Genomic DNA, 18,722 nt, shown 5'->3' with positions numbered 1-18,722 from the left:
TAAAATAATGTGTAAGTGTGATATAATTAAATTTGTGTGAATTTAATTGAAAAAAATATTGTGTAATCAACAAAATTCTCTGAGATAATTTTTAAATTTTAACATAAATCTTATTTTTATTCATGAATTTAAGTATAAGAAACAAAACTAAGAATCCACCTAAAGCATAAATAAATTGATACCAGTCACCAGTATACTTTTCTAAACCGCTTGTAAAAACTTGAGCAATAACTCTATAATCAAAAACATGTGCGGTTACATAAGCAAAAATTGCATTTGATCCAATTATAACAAAAAATGTTGTCCACTTTTTGAAATTCAGAACATCAATTATGAAATAAAATAAAGATAAAAGAATTGGACAAATTCCTCCGGAAATTAATGTAAATGAGCTTGTCCAAATATGTTTTATTGATGGATGCCATATACTCCACATTTCGCCAAAAATTATCAAAGCAATTCCAAAAGCAAATAAATTAGAAAATTTAGCTAAAGGTTTTTGATTTGATTGAAGAATATATCCACTGAAAACACCAAGCATTGTTGTAACTCCAAAATTAATACTTGAAATTATCCATGTATATGTTGTTCCGTCTTGGAAATTTCCCAATAATAATTTATCAAAAAAAAGTGCAAAATTATTCTCCGGAAGAAAATTATTAGCCCCAATTTCTGGGATTGCAGAGAATGTCATAATTCCCCAATAAATTAAAAGCAATCCAAGTGTTGCAAAGATTTGTTTAATAACTGAAAAATTTAAAATTATAATTGCAGAAATTAGATAACCCGCTGCAATTGCTTGAAGTGTATTGCTATAAAGTTTTATTTCATTTATATCATAAGTTAATAATTTACCTTGAACCATCATTCCTAAAATCCAAAGCCAAAATATTCTAATAAAAATATGTTTCCATAAATTTATTTTTGATTTATCAGAATTAAGCCTTTTTCTAAAGGAGTAAACCATCGAAATTCCAACAAGGTATAAAAAAAGCGGCATAATAATATCATAGAATGTTAAACCTAACCATTCCGCATGATCAAGCTGTGAATAAATAAAATTTGTTACCGAATTGTCTAAAGCTTTGTCTAAACCTTTAATAATTTTTTTACCGCCGATAATCCAAAACATATCAAACCCACGCAAGGCATCCACAGAGATTATCCTTTCTTTTGATATTGTATTATTCTTCGCAATTTCAAAATAGTTTAAATTATTAATTAACGTGCGCATATTATCTCAAAATTAATTTTTAATAGTTTTTAATCCCAACTGAAATTTGGGGGAACTTCATTTCTAAGAGCCGGACCATAATCTATTCCAAGTGATTTTAATCTTGGATAAAATTTCTTAATATTTTTATAATAAACTTCAAAAGGAATTTCCTTTTCACTTCCCCACATCTGATCTGCCAAAACTAAAACTCTTGGAAACACTCTTTTATCTATCATTTCCATCGTAACATTCCAGTCTGTCCATAAACTTGTTCCCATTCCAATTATTAGTGAATCCGGATTTTTAATATTTGAAGGATTGGATTCATAAACATCCCGAATGTCAAACGTTCGATCTTGATTATATTTGGACCAAGGTGTTACAGGATAGTTTAGATATGTATAATAGTTGGTTCCGCAAATTATTTTGTTGCCAATTTTTCTCGCGTTTTGGAGTGCTAAATCTTGCATTTTTCTAAAGTTCCACCAATAGATAATAACATTCTCTGGTAATTTAAAAGCACTCTCTTCAATAACATCTCCCCACAGTATTATTTTTTTTGATTTCAGTCTTAAATAATTCGCCAATCTTGATGAAAAATAAACTTGAAGTTCATTCGAATTTTTTAATTGCTCATCTATTATTTTCTTCTGACAAAATGAACATTTATCCCAATGTTCCTTTGGTGCTTCATCGCCTCCCAAATGAATATATTCTCCGGGGAATAATTCACAAACTTCATCAAGAACATTTTGCATGAAAATATAAGTTTCTTCATTCCCTCCGCAAAAAATATTTGATGAAAAACCCATGACTGATTCAGGAGCCTTTTTTGTGCAGCTCAATTCTGGATATGCAATTAAAGCAGCTTCTGCATGTCCGGGGACATCAATTTCTGGAACAATTGTAATAAATCTTTTTGCAGCATAATTTACAATTTCTTTTATGTCTTCCTTTGAGTAATAACCTTGTTGTTCTTCACCAAAAGCAACGCGTGAACCAATTTCATGAAGTTTTGGATATTGGTCAATTTGAATCCTCCAACCTTGACCTTCAGTAAGATGCCAGTGAAATACATTTATTTTCATCATAGCCAAATAATCCAAATATCTTTTTATGAAATCGATGGATTGAAATTGTCTGCCTGAATCCAACATAAAACTTCGCCACTCATACTTCGGAAAATCTAAGATAGTAACACTTGGGATAAAAACTTTATTGATATTTAATTTAATATCCCCAGCAAATTCACTTGGTAATAATTGTAATAAAGTTTGAACTGCATAAAAAAATCCAACATCGCAATTAGCGGAAATTACAATTTTATTTGGATTTACTTCGAGCTTATAAGCTTCCTTCCCATATTGCAAAAGAGATGGATCTAAAATAAATTCAATGGAATTATCTTTTGAATCATTTTTGAATAATAATTTGAATCCTAAAGTTTTGGTTAATTTGTCGTTTAAAAAATCAACAGAAATTTTAGCATTTTTTATTGAATCTATTTTTGTGAATTTATTTATCTCAAAACTTCCGGATTGCCAAATTATTTTTTGGGGTGAAGGTATAAGTTGAATTTCATCAAATATGTTTTGTTGAGAAATTAAAGTTTGTAACTGAATGAAATAAACAAATATAATGACGATTTTTAATTTGTTCATTTGAAAATGGAGATAAGTTTATTAATAGTTATCATTTATATAATAATGTTTATTTTTCTTAAACAATAAATTTGCCGAACTTAAATGAATTATTAAATTCAGCATTTAATTTTATTAATATTTTTGAGGCATTATTATTGAATCATGGTGGTTTGGCATTTCAGTAAATTCCGGTATTTCAATATTTTTTACGAGATCCGCAATTAATATTTCTTTCCCGGTTGCCATTGAATGGTTTGCTGCAATACCAGTAAGAATGGAATAAGCTCCTGCTCTATGATCAGCAAATCTTAAATATTTATCATTTTCTTTTGAAGAACCAAAAATATCTTTTAACATAATATCATCGCCTCCGCCATGTCCTCCTGTGCCTTCCCAAATTTCCACATCATAAGAAGGACCTCTTAAAGGAAATATTTTAATGAAAGCTCCTCCATCTTTAATTCCGCCTTGTTCATTGCCATCTCCAGCTACATAAATTCCTTCTTCTATCTTATGTTCTAACCTTCCTTTTGTACCATTAAATATTATATAATATCCTTCCCAAGAATTAAATGCATTAAGTGAATAGCTAAGTGTTACATTTGTATTGTACTTAACTATAACATTCATAGTATCTTCAATTGAAATATCTGGTCTAAAAACACATTTATCTCTGTAATAATTGTCATGATGCTCATTATCAAGATAAAGTTTTTTTAATCTTTTATTAGAAGCTAATTTTAATTCAAATCCGCAAGTATTTTTTTCCGGACAAGTATGACACCTTTCGTGGTAATTTGATAAACCAAATCTTTTTGCCATTTCAGGAGTATAGAATTCTTTTTTACCATTTGCATAAACTGTTACCGGAATTGCTGAAAGCCACCAATTTACTAAATCAAAATGATGAGTTGCCTTGTGAACCATCAAACCACCAGAAACCTCTTTTTGACTATGCCAACGCCTAAAGTAATCGGCACCATGCTGTGTATTTAACATCCAATGAAAATCAACTGAAAGAATATCACCAATCGTATCGTTCATTAACAAATCTTTTACTTGAGTTCTAACTGGTGAATATCGATAATTAAAACTAACTAAAACTTTTTTTTTGTATTTATGCTGAGCATCAATAATTTGTTGGCATTTTATTTCATCTATTGTCATTGGTTTTTCAGTAATTACATCGCAATTTAATTCCATTGCTCTAATAATATATTTGTGATGCATACCATCAATTGTTGTAACAATTACCGTATCTGGTTTGGTTTCGTTTATCATTTTATCAAACTCATTATCTAAATAAATAGGTATATCACTTCCTGTGAGTTCTTTTGCATAGGATTTATATAGATTAAGTCTTCCAAGGTTTGTATCGCAAAAACCAACCACTTCACAATTATCTTTATAATCCTTATAAAGTGCTTCTTGCCACATTTCTGTTCTGTGACCAACTCCCACAATTGCAAATCTTTTTTTTCTATCTAAATTATTCATTGAGTTTGCAAAAATATTATTGGTTAGTAATATTCCAGCTCCTGCCGCTGAACCAACTTTAATAAAATCTCTTCTTGTTAGATTACTCATTAGTCACTCCTTAAAATTATATTTATTTCTTAGTCCATTTCACAAAAAACAATTATAAAAATCAGATTTGATGATCAAAAAATATATTTACAATTTATTAGAATACTTATTGTTCTGAATTTATATTTAATAAATATTTCAATTATTCAACAAGACTAATTCTATATTTTATTTCTTGTTCATAACCGCTTAAAGGCTTATTAACTTTGATAACTATTGGAAAACATTTCATTGCAGGGAAAGGGAATAAATATCTATCTGCATTATCTGCAATACTTAATTCAAAATCATCACTAATTAATTCAAACATTACATTCACTTTCATTCCTTTTACTATAGCTTTTTTCTTTGAAATGATTTGAATTTCTGTTCCTTCCGATTCAACAATTGGTTCAATTATTTTTACTTCTGGGTTACGATCATGAAAAAATATTGTAACTGTTTTTTCAATATAGTTATCTGTTATAAGATGTTCCAAAGTATAACCAACTCCTCCTTGAAACCATTGCTCGTTTTTTAATTCACCGACAGTTTTTATTTTCACTAAACCATTTTCAACATCACCTACTTTTACTCTGCCTTCAAATTCGTAAAGATTTGTGAAATATCCATTTTCATTTGTAAACTCAATTCTTGGAGTAAGTGCAATTACAGTATCACTCATTATTGGCATATGCACGGTTTCTCCTCTAATATATTTTGTTTGGCTTGAAGTTTGTAGAAAACCAAAATCCTTGAGCCATATGTTGCAAGTCGAACCACCGGTTGGGTGTTGATTATACTGCCCATTATTTGTATTTGTCAAATCCTTATATTCATAAGCGGAAATAGTAGTCATAAAATTTTTTGATCTTGCAACAAGCGTATTAACAGTCGGATAAAAATGGTACCAATTTGAAATATCTGATGGAATCGGTGTAAGATCAAATTCGTTTTTATCAGTATAAAATATTGAAAGTGCTAAATTTTTTGCTCTTGCAAAAGTCGGATAGTTACAAAGTTTATCTGGCATAATATCCCAGAAGTGCGGACCATTACCAATTAAGCCATCTTTAATCATTGTACGTAAATAGTTAAGGTTTCTAATTGAAGCGGTTGCATATCGGTGATCTTCATCAGCAAACAAACTAAAAAGAATTTGGCTTCCGTCAGCAGTTTTACTTCCAAAAGTTGTCCATTTGTAACATCTGCTTCCCCATGATCCATCAATTGCACCATTGGGATAAACAAAGTTGAGGTTTTTCTCTAAAGATCTTTTTACTGTATTATGAACTTCTCCATCATTATTAAGTTTAGCATATAATTCTAAACCCCACAGTGACATGTCCATCTCATAACCTAAATCAACTCCATATTTTACTCCAAATGATCTTGCAGCTTCACCAACCAGAAAACCATCTTCATCCATTTTTGCAATAGTCCAATCAGCTAATATTTTGGCTTTATCTTTATATTTTTGATCTGGAATCAATTGATAAGTTGTCATCATGCAAGCCGCTGTTGTTGGATTGTAATTAAGGCTTGCAAAATCCGGACTCATATATTTAACTAAATAGTCAGCAGCATTTTTAATTGATTTTTTCCAATTCACTTTTTCTGAAGAAGATAATTGTTCCTCAATAATTGGATAAGCCAAACTCATCATTAAAAGCTGATCTGCTGTTGTTCCTGTCCATTCCCACGGTGTTTCTTTCCATTGCCCCTCTTCAAGTTGTTGCGATATTAACCAATTGCCAAGGGATTTTGCTGCACTTAAATATTTAGAATCATTTGTTTCTCTATACATTATAGCAAATGGAAATACTGCTTCAGCCGCACGTGTATGTAAAATATTACATGAAGGACAAGATATTGCGCCAAAATCTAAACTCATATTTTCATTCTCTTGAAGAGACAATAAAGCTTCCGTTAAAACTGTTAGTGTTTCAAAATATTCTTTTTTTAAATTAACAGTTTGTTGCGCATATATAGAAAAATTTAATAGCAGAATACTAATAATTATAGCAGTTTTGGATTTCATCGTACTCCTAATATTTTAAATTGGCTATTTCTTTAATTCAAAAGAATCGTAAAGTTCACCAGTTACAGTGAGTGATTCATAATTTAGAATATTATTATTTATAGAAATCGTTTGGAATAGTTGAACATTTCCTCCGGTTTTTGCCATAATATGATTATAGTTAGAATTTACAGAATACATTTTAGGTCCAGATACAGAAACCACATAAACTGTTCCAGATTCATCTTCTCCAACTCTTTCGCCATTTTTAATTTTGTAACTTCTTGCGTAAGCATGATCGTGACCGGTTAACACCAGATCAACTCCATATTTATCAAAAAGTGGAAGAAAAGCATTCCTTGTATCATCATCATCTCTATCTCTTCCAGCCGAATAAATTGGATGGTGAAAAGCAACAACAGTCCACTTATTAATATTATTTTTAAGTAAATTTTCCAACCAAGGAATTTGTAAAGATAAATCTTTTTCATCATTTGTATTAACAATTATGAATCTTACGCCTTGATAATCAATAGAATATGATGTTTCATTATATTCAGCAATTCCGTTTTCCGGTAATGTAAATTGCTCTTTCCACATTTCTGCAACTTTATTTCCTCGTTGTTTTTTACCTTTTTTATCTCTTACAATTTTGCCATTCTCCATTAAATAGCCAATATCATGATTTCCAGTTACAATAATTGAAGGCATTGTACCAAAAATAAATCCACCTGCATAAAATAATTCTTCATATTGTTCATCTTCCGGCTCTGATACAATATCTCCCGCAAACAACCAGAATGATGCGTCTGGTGTATTTTTAAAAGCCTCTAAACACACGTGAACAATGCTGCTTTAAATCATTTTGCGGATCACCAAAATAAACAAATTTAAACGGAGCAATTGTATCTTCCGCTGTTCTGAATTGGTTCCATTCACTCCAAACTGAGTCACCACCAACTCTATAAGCATAAAGGGTATTTGGTTTTAAATCAATCATTCTTGCCGAATATTCATTTACTTCAACTTTTTTATCAGTTAATAATTTTTTACTCAAAACATTAAACGATTTTGTATTCGATTCAAACTCCGTCCAAGCAGTTGGCTCTGCCACTTGAACTTCAGGTTTCATAATTTCTTCAACTGTTCTCCAATTAACTGCCATACTATTTGTTGGTGTTTCTGTAAGAGTAATAATGATTCGTTCAGGTATTTTATTATCTTGAGCATAATTCAAGTTTACGATAAAAATAAATATTAATATTTTTAAAATGAAATTATTCATTTATTATTCCTTTTTATTTTCTTCACTTATTTTGTTAATTCGAATTTATCATATAATTCTCCAGTTGCTGTATATGTACACATCTGTAGATTTCTTTTCTTAATCGATATTACTTGAAAAAGTTGAGCACTATTGGCATGTTTAACTGTTAAATGTGAATTTAAACTTTTTGCCGAATATGAATCTGAACCGGAATTTGATGTAATGTATACGGTACCATGTTCAGAATTATTAACTATTTTATCATTTTTTATTTTGTGTGTTCTTGCATAAACATGATCATGTCCTTGTAACACTATATCAACATTATATTTATCAAACAAAGAAACAAATGCATTTTTAGTTTTTCTTTGATCTCTATTCTTCCCCATTGAATAAATAGGCTGATGAATTGTAACAATAGTCCAAATTGAATTATTATTTTCTAAAATTTGTTCAAGCCATTTTGCTTGTTCTTCAAGTTTTTCATTTCCATTTAAAATTATAAATCGAACACCTTGAAATTCGAAACTAAATACTGTTTCATCTAATCCTTTAATGCTACAACTTGGTTGCGTTATATGTGATTTCCATAGTTCAGCTAATATTTCCGTTTCGTTTCCATTAATTATTGTATCTGCATATTCATGGTTTCCTGCAGCAAATACTGCCGGCATAATTGAAGATATGAAACTTGTTGCTTGAAAATATTCTTCCCATTGATAATCAAATTCTGCTCTATCAAGTAAATCACCACTAAAAAGCCAAAAACTTGAATTTGGAGAAGTTTGAATTGCCTTTCGAAAAACACGTGAGCCAAACTTTTTAACATCATGTTGCATATCCCCAAAGTATGTAAATTCGAATTCCTCATTTTTATTATTTGAAGTTTTAAACTGATTCCATTCACTCCAGATAGAATCCCCTCCTACTCTATATACATATTTTGTATCAGGTAATAATTCTGAAATTTTTACAGAATGGAAAAAAACATTTTTACTTTTACCATTATTCAAACTGGACGAAAAAGCATTATATGAAAAAACAGAATCAACAAAATCAGCCCAAGGTTTTGCTTTGGAAATTTGTATCAGTGAATTTTCAACAGAGTCTTTTGTCATCCAAGTAACGGCAAGTTCTGTAGCGGGCAATTCAGTTAAATTTAAAATTATTCTTTGAGGAATAATATCAATTTTTGTCGATTGATTTTGACCTATGATTTTTATAGAAATTAATAGTATAAAAATGAATATTCGCATTTAAGTAAATGGCTAAAAATATTTTTTAATTAAGTTTTTAAATTTTATGTGGTTTCAACTTTTCTAAGTTGACGGTATACATTTTTACTAAATAGTTTTTTAATAATTGGTTTATATGGTAATTTTTTGTCTGCTTGTTCAGCTATAATATTAATTGAACTTATAGATATCAATTCAATCGGCTGTTTGATTAAACAATATGGAGTTATAAATGTTCGAAATTCCGAACCTTCACCATAATATATTAAATCAATATCTTCACCTATCTTTAAATTAAGTTTCTCGAGGATCGATATTATCCAAATTGTATATTCTTCGTTCGTAATAAATATTATTTCCGGAAGTTTATTTAATTTTTTAAATTCAACAAGAATATTGAATATCTTTTCATAACTAAAATCTCCGTAATTAATCCATTCAAGATTTATTGATTTTTTTTTGTCCACTATCGCATTTATGAAGCCGTTAAATTTTTCATTCTCACTTGAATTGCTTAATCCATTGCAAAAACATGCTAAATTATTAACGCCTTCGTTGATTGCTTTAGTAATTATCTGGTAAGCACCATTTGAATAATCAACAACAATTGAGTTAAAATTAATATTTCGAAATCTTGGATTTATAAACACGATAGGAATATTTTTTTTATTTAAAAAATCAAAATCTTCTTTAATATAATTTTCCGAAACTATTATAAAACCTAAAGGATTGTAAGCAAGTATTTTATGAATTTGATTAATTTCTGTTGAAGGAATATTTTTTGAAATAGATAGAATAATATTAAAATTTCTTAAATCTGCCTGCTCATATAAAGAATCAACTAATAATTGTAAATAACTATTTTTTAGATTCGGAACAATAAGACCAATTAAATTTGATTTGAGATTAACTAAATTTTTTGCCCAATAATTTGGCATATAACTTAAATCATCGGCTGCTTTCAGAACATTTTTTTTGGTTATTTCTGATATTCCGGAATTATTACTTAACGCTTTTGAAACAGTTGCAATAGAGATGTTTTGTTTATTGGCAATATCAAAAATTGTAGAACTTTTTCCCATATTTTTATTAAAACTTTAAACCAAAAGTAAATAATAACATCTCCACTGGTTTTTCTTCAGCAGCAATAATAAAATTTCTTGTGGATATTTCCGGAAATAATTTTTCGTTTAAATATCTTGTGCCTTCATATCTTGGAGAATTAAGATTTATATACCTTACACTTAAAGTATAAAATTCATCATAATCAATGCTTATTGCCGTTTCAAATGCAAAATCAACTAATGTATTATATTTAACTTCTTCAACAATAACATTTTGATAAGTTGCCTTTCTTTCCGGTTGATCACTTATATTAATTCCAGCTTGAAGTTGTAAATAAAAATTAAACTTTGAAAATAAGTTGATTCCATAACTGAAACCTGAGACAATCGGAATATTAATCCAATTACCAGTTTTTAAAACTAAATCGTTAAGTATTCTTACATCCGAACTAAATGCTTCAGTAACATCAGAATTATCAGTTGGATTTAAAAGAAACTTTGTACCAAATTGCCAAGCCAAACCATCAATCAATACTGGTGAGCTTATTTCGGCACCAATCCCATAACCAAAAATTGCCAACCCTACATCTGAGCCGTAATCAAGACCGCTTTTTCTTGTTAATTCAATTGAACTTCCAATTGTCTCGCCATAAGGTCCAATCGGGATTGATCCAATTCCATAAACTTGAATTTTAGTTTCAGAGTTTTGGGCAATAAAATCAAAAGTAAAAACTATTATTATTATAATTGTCTTTAGTAAAGATTTGAACATCACTACCTCAATTAATCTTAAAATTTTTAAGTGCAGCAGAGGTTAAATTCTGCTGCACCAAATGATTATTTAATCAGCATCATTTTTTTAGTTATTACGTTATTATTAGCATTTAATCTGTAGAAATAAGTACCACTTGCTAATGCATTACCGTATTGATCTTTTCCATTCCATACAATTTGATGTTTACCGCTATTTTGTAATAAATTATCTACAAGTGAAACTATTTTTTGCCCTAAAAGATTGTAAATATCTAAACTAATCTTACTTGATTTGGGTAAATTATATGAGATTAATGTTGAAGGATTAAACGGATTCGGATAATTCTGATTTAATGTTAATTCAGTTGGTGTTAATTTGACATCTTCTTTCACTGCAACTATCCATTCTGGCCACCAATTTAAATCTCCCAATGGTGATCCTTCATCTCCTGCAGTATAAGCTATAGAAGAAGTGTTATAACTAAAATCATATTCATCATTTGCCGGACCCCAAGTAGTTGGATCTTCACCTATTCCATTTCTATCCGCCCAAAATTCTGGAACATTTTCTTCAGTGAATCCATTTGCTCTTCTATATGAGGCATAATTTACAACTGGATCAGGTGATGGTGCATCAGTAAAAATTACATTTTCTGAGAAATTATTTTCATTAATCCACGTTTGAGGATATTTATTAAAGAAATTATTTATAGAATATGAATTTAAGAAAACTGGGGGTTTCACAGTATCTACAGAAGCATAATAATCTAACAATGCCTGAGTTGTACCATGTGCATTATTTCTCATTACAATATTTCGGGTATCATCCGTTATTACGGAATCATCAAGTGATAAAAATCCAAAAATTGGGTAATCTAATGTATCATCAGTTTCATATGTATTTATTTCATCACCATGAAAAACTACATCCATAAAAAGGCAATTTGTTACCGAAACATTTTGTGCACGTTCAACAGAAAATAATGGAGTTTCTTCAAAATCTACTGCTCCTCTAGATCCATCACCATTTCCAATTTGATAAAAAGTACAATGGTCAAGTACAAAATTCTTATAGAAAGAACCACCTCCCGTTCTAAATGCTCGGCCTGTTGAAGTATGTAAAGTTGAATTTTGCATCATAATTAATTCTTGAACATTTGAACGAGTATCGATAAATTGATTATCACTGCCATCAGCTAAATCGCCTGCATTTCTTAATATTGAATTTTTAATAATTACTGATTGCTCGCTTGCATTCATTCTTACAAAATCTTTCCATTCATGTTCTAAAAAGCAACCATCAAGAGTAAGTGTAATACCTTCTTCTTGTAATCGAATCATATCTTTTGAGTCATCTGTATAAATTCCAAGATTATTTCTGCCAGATATATAAATATTTTTAAAATACGCATCTGCTGTTGGTGCAAATGGACGATAACTTGTACCAGCATCATCAGCTGTAGCCATAATCATTGGTCTGGGACCTTCTCCTTCCTCAGCAAATATTCTTAAAACACTTCCGCCAACATTTTCTATTGTCCCATTTAGTAAATAAACATCTCCGCGTTTAAGTCTGTAAACACGATTTTCACTAACTGGTTCTCCCGAAGAAGTAGTATCACTAGAAATTGCCAGATTAAGTGTCTCGTAGCCCGGGGCAACATCTAAATAATCAAATTCTTGGGCATTAAGTTCAATAGAAAAAACCAGAATCATAAAAAACAGAAATGCAAATAGTAATATTTTTTGTTTCATTGTCTTGCCTCCTTTAAGTTGTTTAACTTATTATGTTTATTTTAACCTAATATTCAAGCCTAAATCAGCTGTCCAGTTATAATATTCTTCAGCTGTTTGATAAATTTGAGATAATGTATAATTCCTATCTGGAGAATTTGTGAAGTTATTAACATTTAGATATAAACCAATATTTTTAGTAAAATTATATTTTAACAGAAGATCCCATCGTAAATAATCATCTGTAAAACTATCCAACTCTGGTCTGTCTCCTACTTCAGCTAAAGTTTTTCCCTGGAATAACATTGAAATTCTGCCGGAAAATTCTTTGTAATCATATCCTATTGAAATATTTGCAATATCGTTTGCTTGATTAATCATTTTACCAGAACGACTTGTATCATTAACTGTGGTTGTTACGTATGGGAAAACCGGTATTACTGTTTTTTCAACAATTGTTCTAGGGTATTTAGTATCCGACCAAACATGTGTATAATTGATATTCAAAACAAATCCATCAAATGGACTTGGAAGCCATTTAAAATTTGTTTGCCATTCAATTTCAAATCCGGTAATATTTGTAACATATGGACTATTCTCTGGTTTATCTAAATAATATCCTTTCCAATTTGCTTCATATCCATCTGCTACTGGATCAAGCAGTAATCGTTGTTCTCTATCATAAATAAGATTATCAATTTTCTTAAAAAATACACCGCCTGTAAAAAGACCTATGCTGTTTGCATAAATTGACAAATATGTATCGAAATTTGAAGATATTTGTGGTTTAAGTTCTGGATTACCAAGAGTGATAGTTCTTGAACTTCCATTTAATCTTAATTTTGGAAGTAAATAATCCAATCTTGGTCTAGAAATAGATTGTGTATATGCAAGTCTTATATCAAACCAATTTGTTGGTTTTATTCTTAAATGAATCATTGGGAACCAATTTGAAAAAGTTAAAGTTCCGCTAGTATCTGATATTTGAGGCGGACTATCTAACGGCAAATCGGAATAGTCATCAGGAACATTTCCTTTTCGACTGGTCATATCGACAAATGTATTTTCAAATCTTATACCAGGGAGAAACATTATATATTGACCGAAATTTATTTCAGTCATTATATAACCTGAAGTAACTTCTTCACTTAATTCGTAATCATCAATATCTCTTACAGCTGAAGAATGTGTTAATGAGTCTAAAATATATGATGATAAAGCATGATTCAATTCTTCACCATTTACACCAATTCCAAATTCTCTTGTTCCATTCAGAAAATCATCAGCCTTAAAATTTGGATCAATATAATTAACAATTTGAGCAAAACCTTGCGTGGTAAACATATATTCGAATCCTTCTTTACCATAATTAGTGTGATGAGGTGCTAGTAGATTCGCAATACGTGTTCCATATGCACGTTCATCAAGTCTTGTGCTAAGTGATCCACGATCTCTTTCTTTTTGTTTATTTTTAATTTTTGCGCCTGCTTTAACCTTTCCAACAACACTGTTTGAAAAATTAAACGGCATTTGAATATTTAATTGACCAGCAAGATCTCTTTCTAAGGATTTTTCTGTATCAAACCAGATTTCATATAAATATGTTTCTTCTAAATTATTTCTTGCCGCATCAACAATATTATCTGGTGTCTTAAATTCTGGCAATAAGGAATAATCAAAGGCACTTTGCTCTCTAATTTCAACTAAATTACTATATGGCAATCTTGAATAAGATTGAGATCTGGAAATTCTCCAGTCAACTAAAAAAGCAGAAACGACATGTTCGCCGCTAATTGAATTTGTCATAATATCAATTTGAGTATCTTCATCAAACCAATTGTGGTATTGATAATTTCCGGATAATGCAAATCTTCGTTCTTGTGTTTGTCTGCTTCTATCTAATCTGCTAAAAAAATTACTAATTAATATTTTACCATTTTCAAGTTGATAGTCCATTAATACTGTAAATCCTAGACGTTCCCTAATATCTTCAATATACTTATATCGTACACTAGAAGCAGATAGTGGAGCAAATTCTTCATCATCTCGTTTTTCTCTTAACATATCATATGCAACTTTATATTGATCTGATCCTCTTTGAGCTTTTTCTGCATTTCCAGTAATTAAAAGACCAAGTTTTTCAGTAAAATATCTATTACTAATTGTTAAACTACCACGATATTGACCTAATTCTTCCCTTTGATTATTGTAACCGTTTTGCATCCTCAAATTATATTTGAATCCGCCCTTAGGAGCTTCAGCTAATTTAAATTCAATTGTTCCACCCAAAGCATCTGCTTCTTGATCAGGAGTCAATGCTTTTGTAACCTCAATGCCAGCAAGAATTTCTGAAGAAATCATACTCATATCAACGCTTCTATCATTAAAATCTGTCGATGGTATTTTATCACCTCCAATTGTAACTGAATTATAAGTAGGTGCTAAACCTCTAATTGTAACTTTGTTACCTTCACCACCTTCTCTTATAATTGAAATTCCCGGTAAACGTCCAACGGATTCTGCGGCATTTGCGTCTGGTATTTCCAGAATTTTATCCGAAGATACAACATTTGTTATTGTATTTGAGTTCAATTGTTGATTTATTGCAGCCGCTTGACCAAGAGCTTGTGCGGTTACAATTACTGTATTTCCTTCCAAAACATCTAGCACAAGTTCAAAATTAATGATAAGTGTTTTATTATCTTCTATCTTAACTTGAATTGTTTTTGATTTGTATCCGACATAAGAACATCTGATTTGATAAATTCCCTCTGGTATTCCAGAAATTTCATAATCCGCATTTTCGTAATCAGCAACACCTCCAAATGCAGTTCCAATTATGTATATATTTGCTCCACCCAATGGAGAATTTGTTAGCGAATCAGATATTTCTCCCTTTAGTTTTCCGGATGCATAAATGCTAAATACTATAAATAGTTGGAATAAAATTAAATTAAGTAATAAATATTTTAATTTCATAGTTAACCGTTGATTATTGTTAAGTCTTACCTAGTTGTTTTGGTATTATAGGTATACCTGCTTGAAAATTAGTTAATTAATACCTTTTTGTCAAGTATAACATTTTGATACCTTATTTATTTAAAATCTATAAAATTAGTATCCAAGTTTTATCATTTCGGTCGTAGCAGTCAGAACTGCACCTAATCCTCTCGGATCATTTTCGAATCTTTTACGATTGAAATAAAAATCATAATCGTAACCAACAGATGTTCCTCTACATATATCTTTTACTATTCCATTAGAACTTATTTTCGTCTTTAACGATTGCCATGCAAGAGAAGCATATTTCTTATTGTCTGTATCAATCCAATTATTTTGTACTCCTCTGCTAATTGCAATTATATACATGGCCGTACAAGAAGTTTCTTCAAAAGATTCTGGTTTATCTAAAACTTGATGCCACATACCGTTTTTTTCTTGAAATTTAATTATTCCATTCAAATGATTCCGAAATAAATTTAAAATTTTACTATAGCTTGCATGGTTTTTAGGTAAATACAATAGTACCTCAGAAACTGCCCATAACATCCAACCGTTTGCTCTTCCCCAATATGCAACAGATTTTCCATTTGTTGGACTAAACCAAGCATGTTTACATAAACCAATTTCTTCATCAAAAAGATAATTATAAAAATTTATCACTTGGGTTGAAGCGTCATCAAAATATTTATTCTCGTTGGTTAATTTTCCCATGCGAATTAAAAATGGAACACTCATAAATAAATCATCTGCCCAAATCGTCATTTCGATTGGTTCCGGTCTGCAAAAAGTTCCATCTTCTAGTCTAATCTGTTGTGATGAAACATATTCACACATTTCATCAATAAGATATTTTAGATTCTTATTTTTTGTTTCTAAATAATTTTGAAGATACGGTAAAGCTGGTGCACCGGTATCATCCAGCATTGTTTTCCTAAACATTCTATGATTACTTCCTCTGAAAGCAAATTTGTTAAAATACTGCTTCTTAAATAATTCATAATTTTGTAATGTATAGTTAAGTGCTTTATCAACAAAATCCGAGTACTTTGAATCATGCAAAACTTTAGCAACTTCTTGCATTCCGAATAAAACAGTTCCGTTTGCATAATGCCATTCTAAATATGATTCTCTTTGATAAGTATTTATTTTCGGTATAAATAATTCTTCAACTGATTTTTCTTCAATTAACTTCCATTCATACTTTTTATCACCAATTACATAATTATCTTTTATTTTATTTTCTAATAACTCAGGCAATAGATTAAAAGATTGATCAATTGGGCCAACAATTAACCATTGATTCAAAAGATTTTCATTACTCAAAATATTCAGTTTAAATTCTGCGGTTAATTCATCCTCAGCCATTTTAGGTATTTCTCTTAGAAAAACAATTGGTTGATCATTATTAGATTTCAATCTACACAAAATTGTGTTTTTACCTTTTTCTAAATCAACAGTGAAAGTATCTGAGAAATTAAATAATGTATAAGCAATTTCTTTTATAAAAGTTTCATTGCCATTTTTTCTATCGAACACTGATTTGTTATTTATATAAATTTCTAAATCACCTGAAAAATTTAAACCAAAATTTAATGATGTATCTGAGGGGCAATAAATATTTGTAATTGAGTAATAATGATAATTTTTCTGAGTTGTATTCAAATCATCAAAATTTAAAACTTGCATTCCTAATTCTGATAATAACTTAACAGTTTTAGTTTCAAAAGAACTTTCACTAATTATTTTATCAACAATTTGTCTTGCAACTTGAGATGCCGATCTTATTTCATCATTTTGGCTGTAACCAATATTAAATGGAAAACCTGATAAAATAATTATTCTAATGAACAATGTATAAATAATATTTTTATCAACTTTTCTCATACTATAATTTTTTTTATGATAATTATGTAAGTTCAATAATCCCTAAAAAACCAATGATAGAAATATAAATGGTAAATAAAGTAATTAGTCCAATTACAATATTTTTAATTCTTGATGCTGAATATTCGCCAAGTATCTTTTTATCATTTATTTGAATCCACATTAATATTAAAACTATTGGAGTAGCAATTAATGCTAATGCTTGCGATACAATCATAACAAGAACCGGACTACCTCCAAAAATTGGGACCACTAATCCAAGTAAGGCATAAAAAATTATAATTCCTCTATTCCTAAATGTCGAAAGATCCAATTTTTTATTTTGATAATCTGAAAATAACATTGGCACAAGCATATAATGTGGAAAAAGTGATGAAACTCCAGCAGCAACTAATCCGGCAACAAAAAGTGAAATTGCAAATCTTCCTGCTAAAGGTTCCAATAATTTTACCATATCTATTGCATTATCAATTTTCAATCCTTGTGGATGTAATGTTCCGGCGGCTGCGGCCATAATTGCGGCACTTAACAAAAACATTAAAAATGCAGAAAGTAAAGCATCTTTCTTTTCATTTTTTAGATCTGATATATTCCATTTTTTTTCTTTAACAGTAACCGATCTGATTACATATAGAACGCCACCCATTGTTGTGCCAATCATTCCAGCAACAATAAGTCCGGCATTTGCTTCGTTAGGAATATTGGGGATCATTCCAATTAAAATTTCAGAGGGATTATCAATTACTATAAAAGATGTAAGAAGAAAACTAAACCCCATAATTGTAACAAAAACAATTGATATTTTTTCAACTAAAGAATATTTGCCATTAAAAAGAAGTCCTACAATTATTACAGCTATTACTATAGTTATTATAATAGTGCTAATTCCATCTCCGGAGCCGGATAGAATTTTTGAATACTCGTGGATTACTTCAGAAACAATTGCCATTACACCAATACTGGAAATCATTTCTGAAATAATTAATGACCATAAAACTATTTGAGCGGGTACTTTACCAAAATTTTCTTTAAAACTTTGAATTGCTGTTTTGCCTGTAATTAAAGTATACTGACCAAAAGTGACAATTAGGATGAATGTAAAAACACAAGATAAAAGAACTGCCCAAGTTAAGTTCATTCCATAACTAGCTCCTGCAGAAGCCATTGATGTTACACTTCCCGTTCCAATATTATAACCAACTAAGAAAATTCCGGGTCCCATTGCGGTTAAAAATAATGCTATTTTTTTTATCATAGACTTTTTCAATTTATATAGAATATTTCGTGTATTTAAAATTTTTAATTAATAATCTGTAACAATATCATTTTATAATAAA

Annotated in this window: 13 protein-coding genes; all 13 read right to left on the bottom strand. The window is 29.8% G+C overall.

Going from position 1 to position 18,722, the window contains the following annotated elements:
• Positions 1-91 precede the first annotated feature (91 nt).
• The 13 genes from IPM32_13950 to IPM32_13890 all read right to left on the bottom strand — a co-directional run bounded on the left by IPM32_13950 (position 92) and on the right by IPM32_13890 (position 18,640).
• Positions 92-1,234 carry a DUF5009 domain-containing protein gene (locus tag IPM32_13950; GenBank protein ID MBK8946355.1) on the bottom strand — a complete coding sequence of 381 codons (1,143 nt, stop codon included), beginning with the start codon at positions 1,232-1,234 and terminating at the stop codon, positions 92-94.
• A gap of 29 nt (positions 1,235-1,263) precedes the next feature.
• A complete protein-coding gene (locus IPM32_13945; GenBank protein ID MBK8946354.1) occupies positions 1,264-2,877 on the bottom strand; it encodes a beta-N-acetylhexosaminidase in 1,614 nt (537 codons plus the stop codon).
• Between the two features lie 114 nt (positions 2,878-2,991).
• The gene (locus IPM32_13940) at positions 2,992-4,356 is read right to left on the bottom strand and encodes a Gfo/Idh/MocA family oxidoreductase (GenBank protein ID MBK8946353.1); all 1,365 of its coding nucleotides are present in this window, start codon (positions 4,354-4,356) and stop codon (positions 2,992-2,994) included.
• Between the two features lie 232 nt (positions 4,357-4,588).
• Complete coding sequence (locus IPM32_13935) at positions 4,589-6,466, bottom strand: hypothetical protein (GenBank protein ID MBK8946352.1); 1,878 nt, start codon at positions 6,464-6,466, stop codon at positions 4,589-4,591.
• 24 nt (positions 6,467-6,490) lie between these two features.
• The gene (locus IPM32_13930; protein MBK8946351.1) at positions 6,491-7,285 is read right to left on the bottom strand and encodes a metallophosphoesterase; all 795 of its coding nucleotides are present in this window, start codon (positions 7,283-7,285) and stop codon (positions 6,491-6,493) included.
• Positions 7,266-7,730 carry a fibronectin type III domain-containing protein gene (locus tag IPM32_13925; GenBank protein ID MBK8946350.1) on the bottom strand — a complete coding sequence of 155 codons (465 nt, stop codon included), beginning with the start codon at positions 7,728-7,730 and terminating at the stop codon, positions 7,266-7,268. The genes IPM32_13930 and IPM32_13925 overlap by 20 nt, the downstream gene beginning before the upstream one ends.
• Before the next feature lie 26 nt (positions 7,731-7,756).
• Positions 7,757-8,968, bottom strand: a complete 1,212-nt coding sequence (locus IPM32_13920) for a metallophosphoesterase family protein (protein ID MBK8946349.1) — start codon at positions 8,966-8,968, stop codon at positions 7,757-7,759.
• A gap of 44 nt (positions 8,969-9,012) precedes the next feature.
• The gene (locus IPM32_13915; GenBank protein MBK8946348.1) at positions 9,013-10,029 is read right to left on the bottom strand and encodes a LacI family DNA-binding transcriptional regulator; all 1,017 of its coding nucleotides are present in this window, start codon (positions 10,027-10,029) and stop codon (positions 9,013-9,015) included.
• A 7-nt stretch (positions 10,030-10,036) separates the two neighbouring features.
• Positions 10,037-10,783, bottom strand: a complete 747-nt coding sequence (locus tag IPM32_13910; GenBank protein MBK8946347.1) for a hypothetical protein — start codon at positions 10,781-10,783, stop codon at positions 10,037-10,039.
• A gap of 65 nt (positions 10,784-10,848) precedes the next feature.
• Positions 10,849-12,519 (bottom strand): T9SS type A sorting domain-containing protein, encoded by a 1,671-nt coding sequence (locus IPM32_13905; protein MBK8946346.1) that lies wholly within the window; start codon positions 12,517-12,519, stop codon positions 10,849-10,851.
• A gap of 36 nt (positions 12,520-12,555) precedes the next feature.
• Complete coding sequence (locus tag IPM32_13900) at positions 12,556-15,477, bottom strand: TonB-dependent receptor (protein MBK8946345.1); 2,922 nt, start codon at positions 15,475-15,477, stop codon at positions 12,556-12,558.
• 135 nt (positions 15,478-15,612) lie between these two features.
• Positions 15,613-17,421, bottom strand: coding sequence for a glycoside hydrolase family 88 protein (locus tag IPM32_13895; GenBank protein ID MBK8946344.1), 1,809 nt, complete (start codon positions 17,419-17,421; stop codon positions 15,613-15,615).
• Positions 17,408-18,640 carry an Nramp family divalent metal transporter gene (locus IPM32_13890; protein MBK8946343.1) on the bottom strand — a complete coding sequence of 411 codons (1,233 nt, stop codon included), beginning with the start codon at positions 18,638-18,640 and terminating at the stop codon, positions 17,408-17,410. The genes IPM32_13895 and IPM32_13890 overlap by 14 nt, the downstream gene beginning before the upstream one ends.
• Positions 18,641-18,722 lie beyond the last annotated feature (82 nt).

This window comes from Ignavibacteriota bacterium (assembly GCA_016716225.1).
Lineage (GTDB): Bacteria > Bacteroidota > Ignavibacteria > Ignavibacteriales > Melioribacteraceae.
Note: the sequence above shows the minus strand (reverse complement) of the source record. Positions and strands in the feature narration are given on the sequence as shown.

What these genes read in the sequence shown, in the direction of transcription:
- IPM32_13950 (MBK8946355.1), bottom strand. Translation starts at nt 1,234, where the DNA reads ATGCGCACGTTAATTAATAATTTAAACTATTTTGAAATTGCGAAGAAT.
- IPM32_13945 (MBK8946354.1), bottom strand. Translation starts at nt 2,877, where the DNA reads ATGAACAAATTAAAAATCGTCATTATATTTGTTTATTTCATTCAGTTA.
- IPM32_13940 (MBK8946353.1), bottom strand. Translation starts at nt 4,356, where the DNA reads ATGAATAATTTAGATAGAAAAAAAAGATTTGCAATTGTGGGAGTTGGT.
- IPM32_13935 (MBK8946352.1), bottom strand. Translation starts at nt 6,466, where the DNA reads ATGAAATCCAAAACTGCTATAATTATTAGTATTCTGCTATTAAATTTT.
- IPM32_13925 (MBK8946350.1), bottom strand. Translation starts at nt 7,730, where the DNA reads ATGAATAATTTCATTTTAAAAATATTAATATTTATTTTTATCGTAAAC.
- IPM32_13920 (MBK8946349.1), bottom strand. Translation starts at nt 8,968, where the DNA reads ATGCGAATATTCATTTTTATACTATTAATTTCTATAAAAATCATAGGT.
- IPM32_13915 (MBK8946348.1), bottom strand. Translation starts at nt 10,029, where the DNA reads ATGGGAAAAAGTTCTACAATTTTTGATATTGCCAATAAACAAAACATC.
- IPM32_13910 (MBK8946347.1), bottom strand. Translation starts at nt 10,783, where the DNA reads ATGTTCAAATCTTTACTAAAGACAATTATAATAATAATAGTTTTTACT.
- IPM32_13905 (MBK8946346.1), bottom strand. Translation starts at nt 12,519, where the DNA reads ATGAAACAAAAAATATTACTATTTGCATTTCTGTTTTTTATGATTCTG.
- IPM32_13900 (MBK8946345.1), bottom strand. Translation starts at nt 15,477, where the DNA reads ATGAAATTAAAATATTTATTACTTAATTTAATTTTATTCCAACTATTT.
- IPM32_13890 (MBK8946343.1), bottom strand. Translation starts at nt 18,640, where the DNA reads ATGATAAAAAAAATAGCATTATTTTTAACCGCAATGGGACCCGGAATT.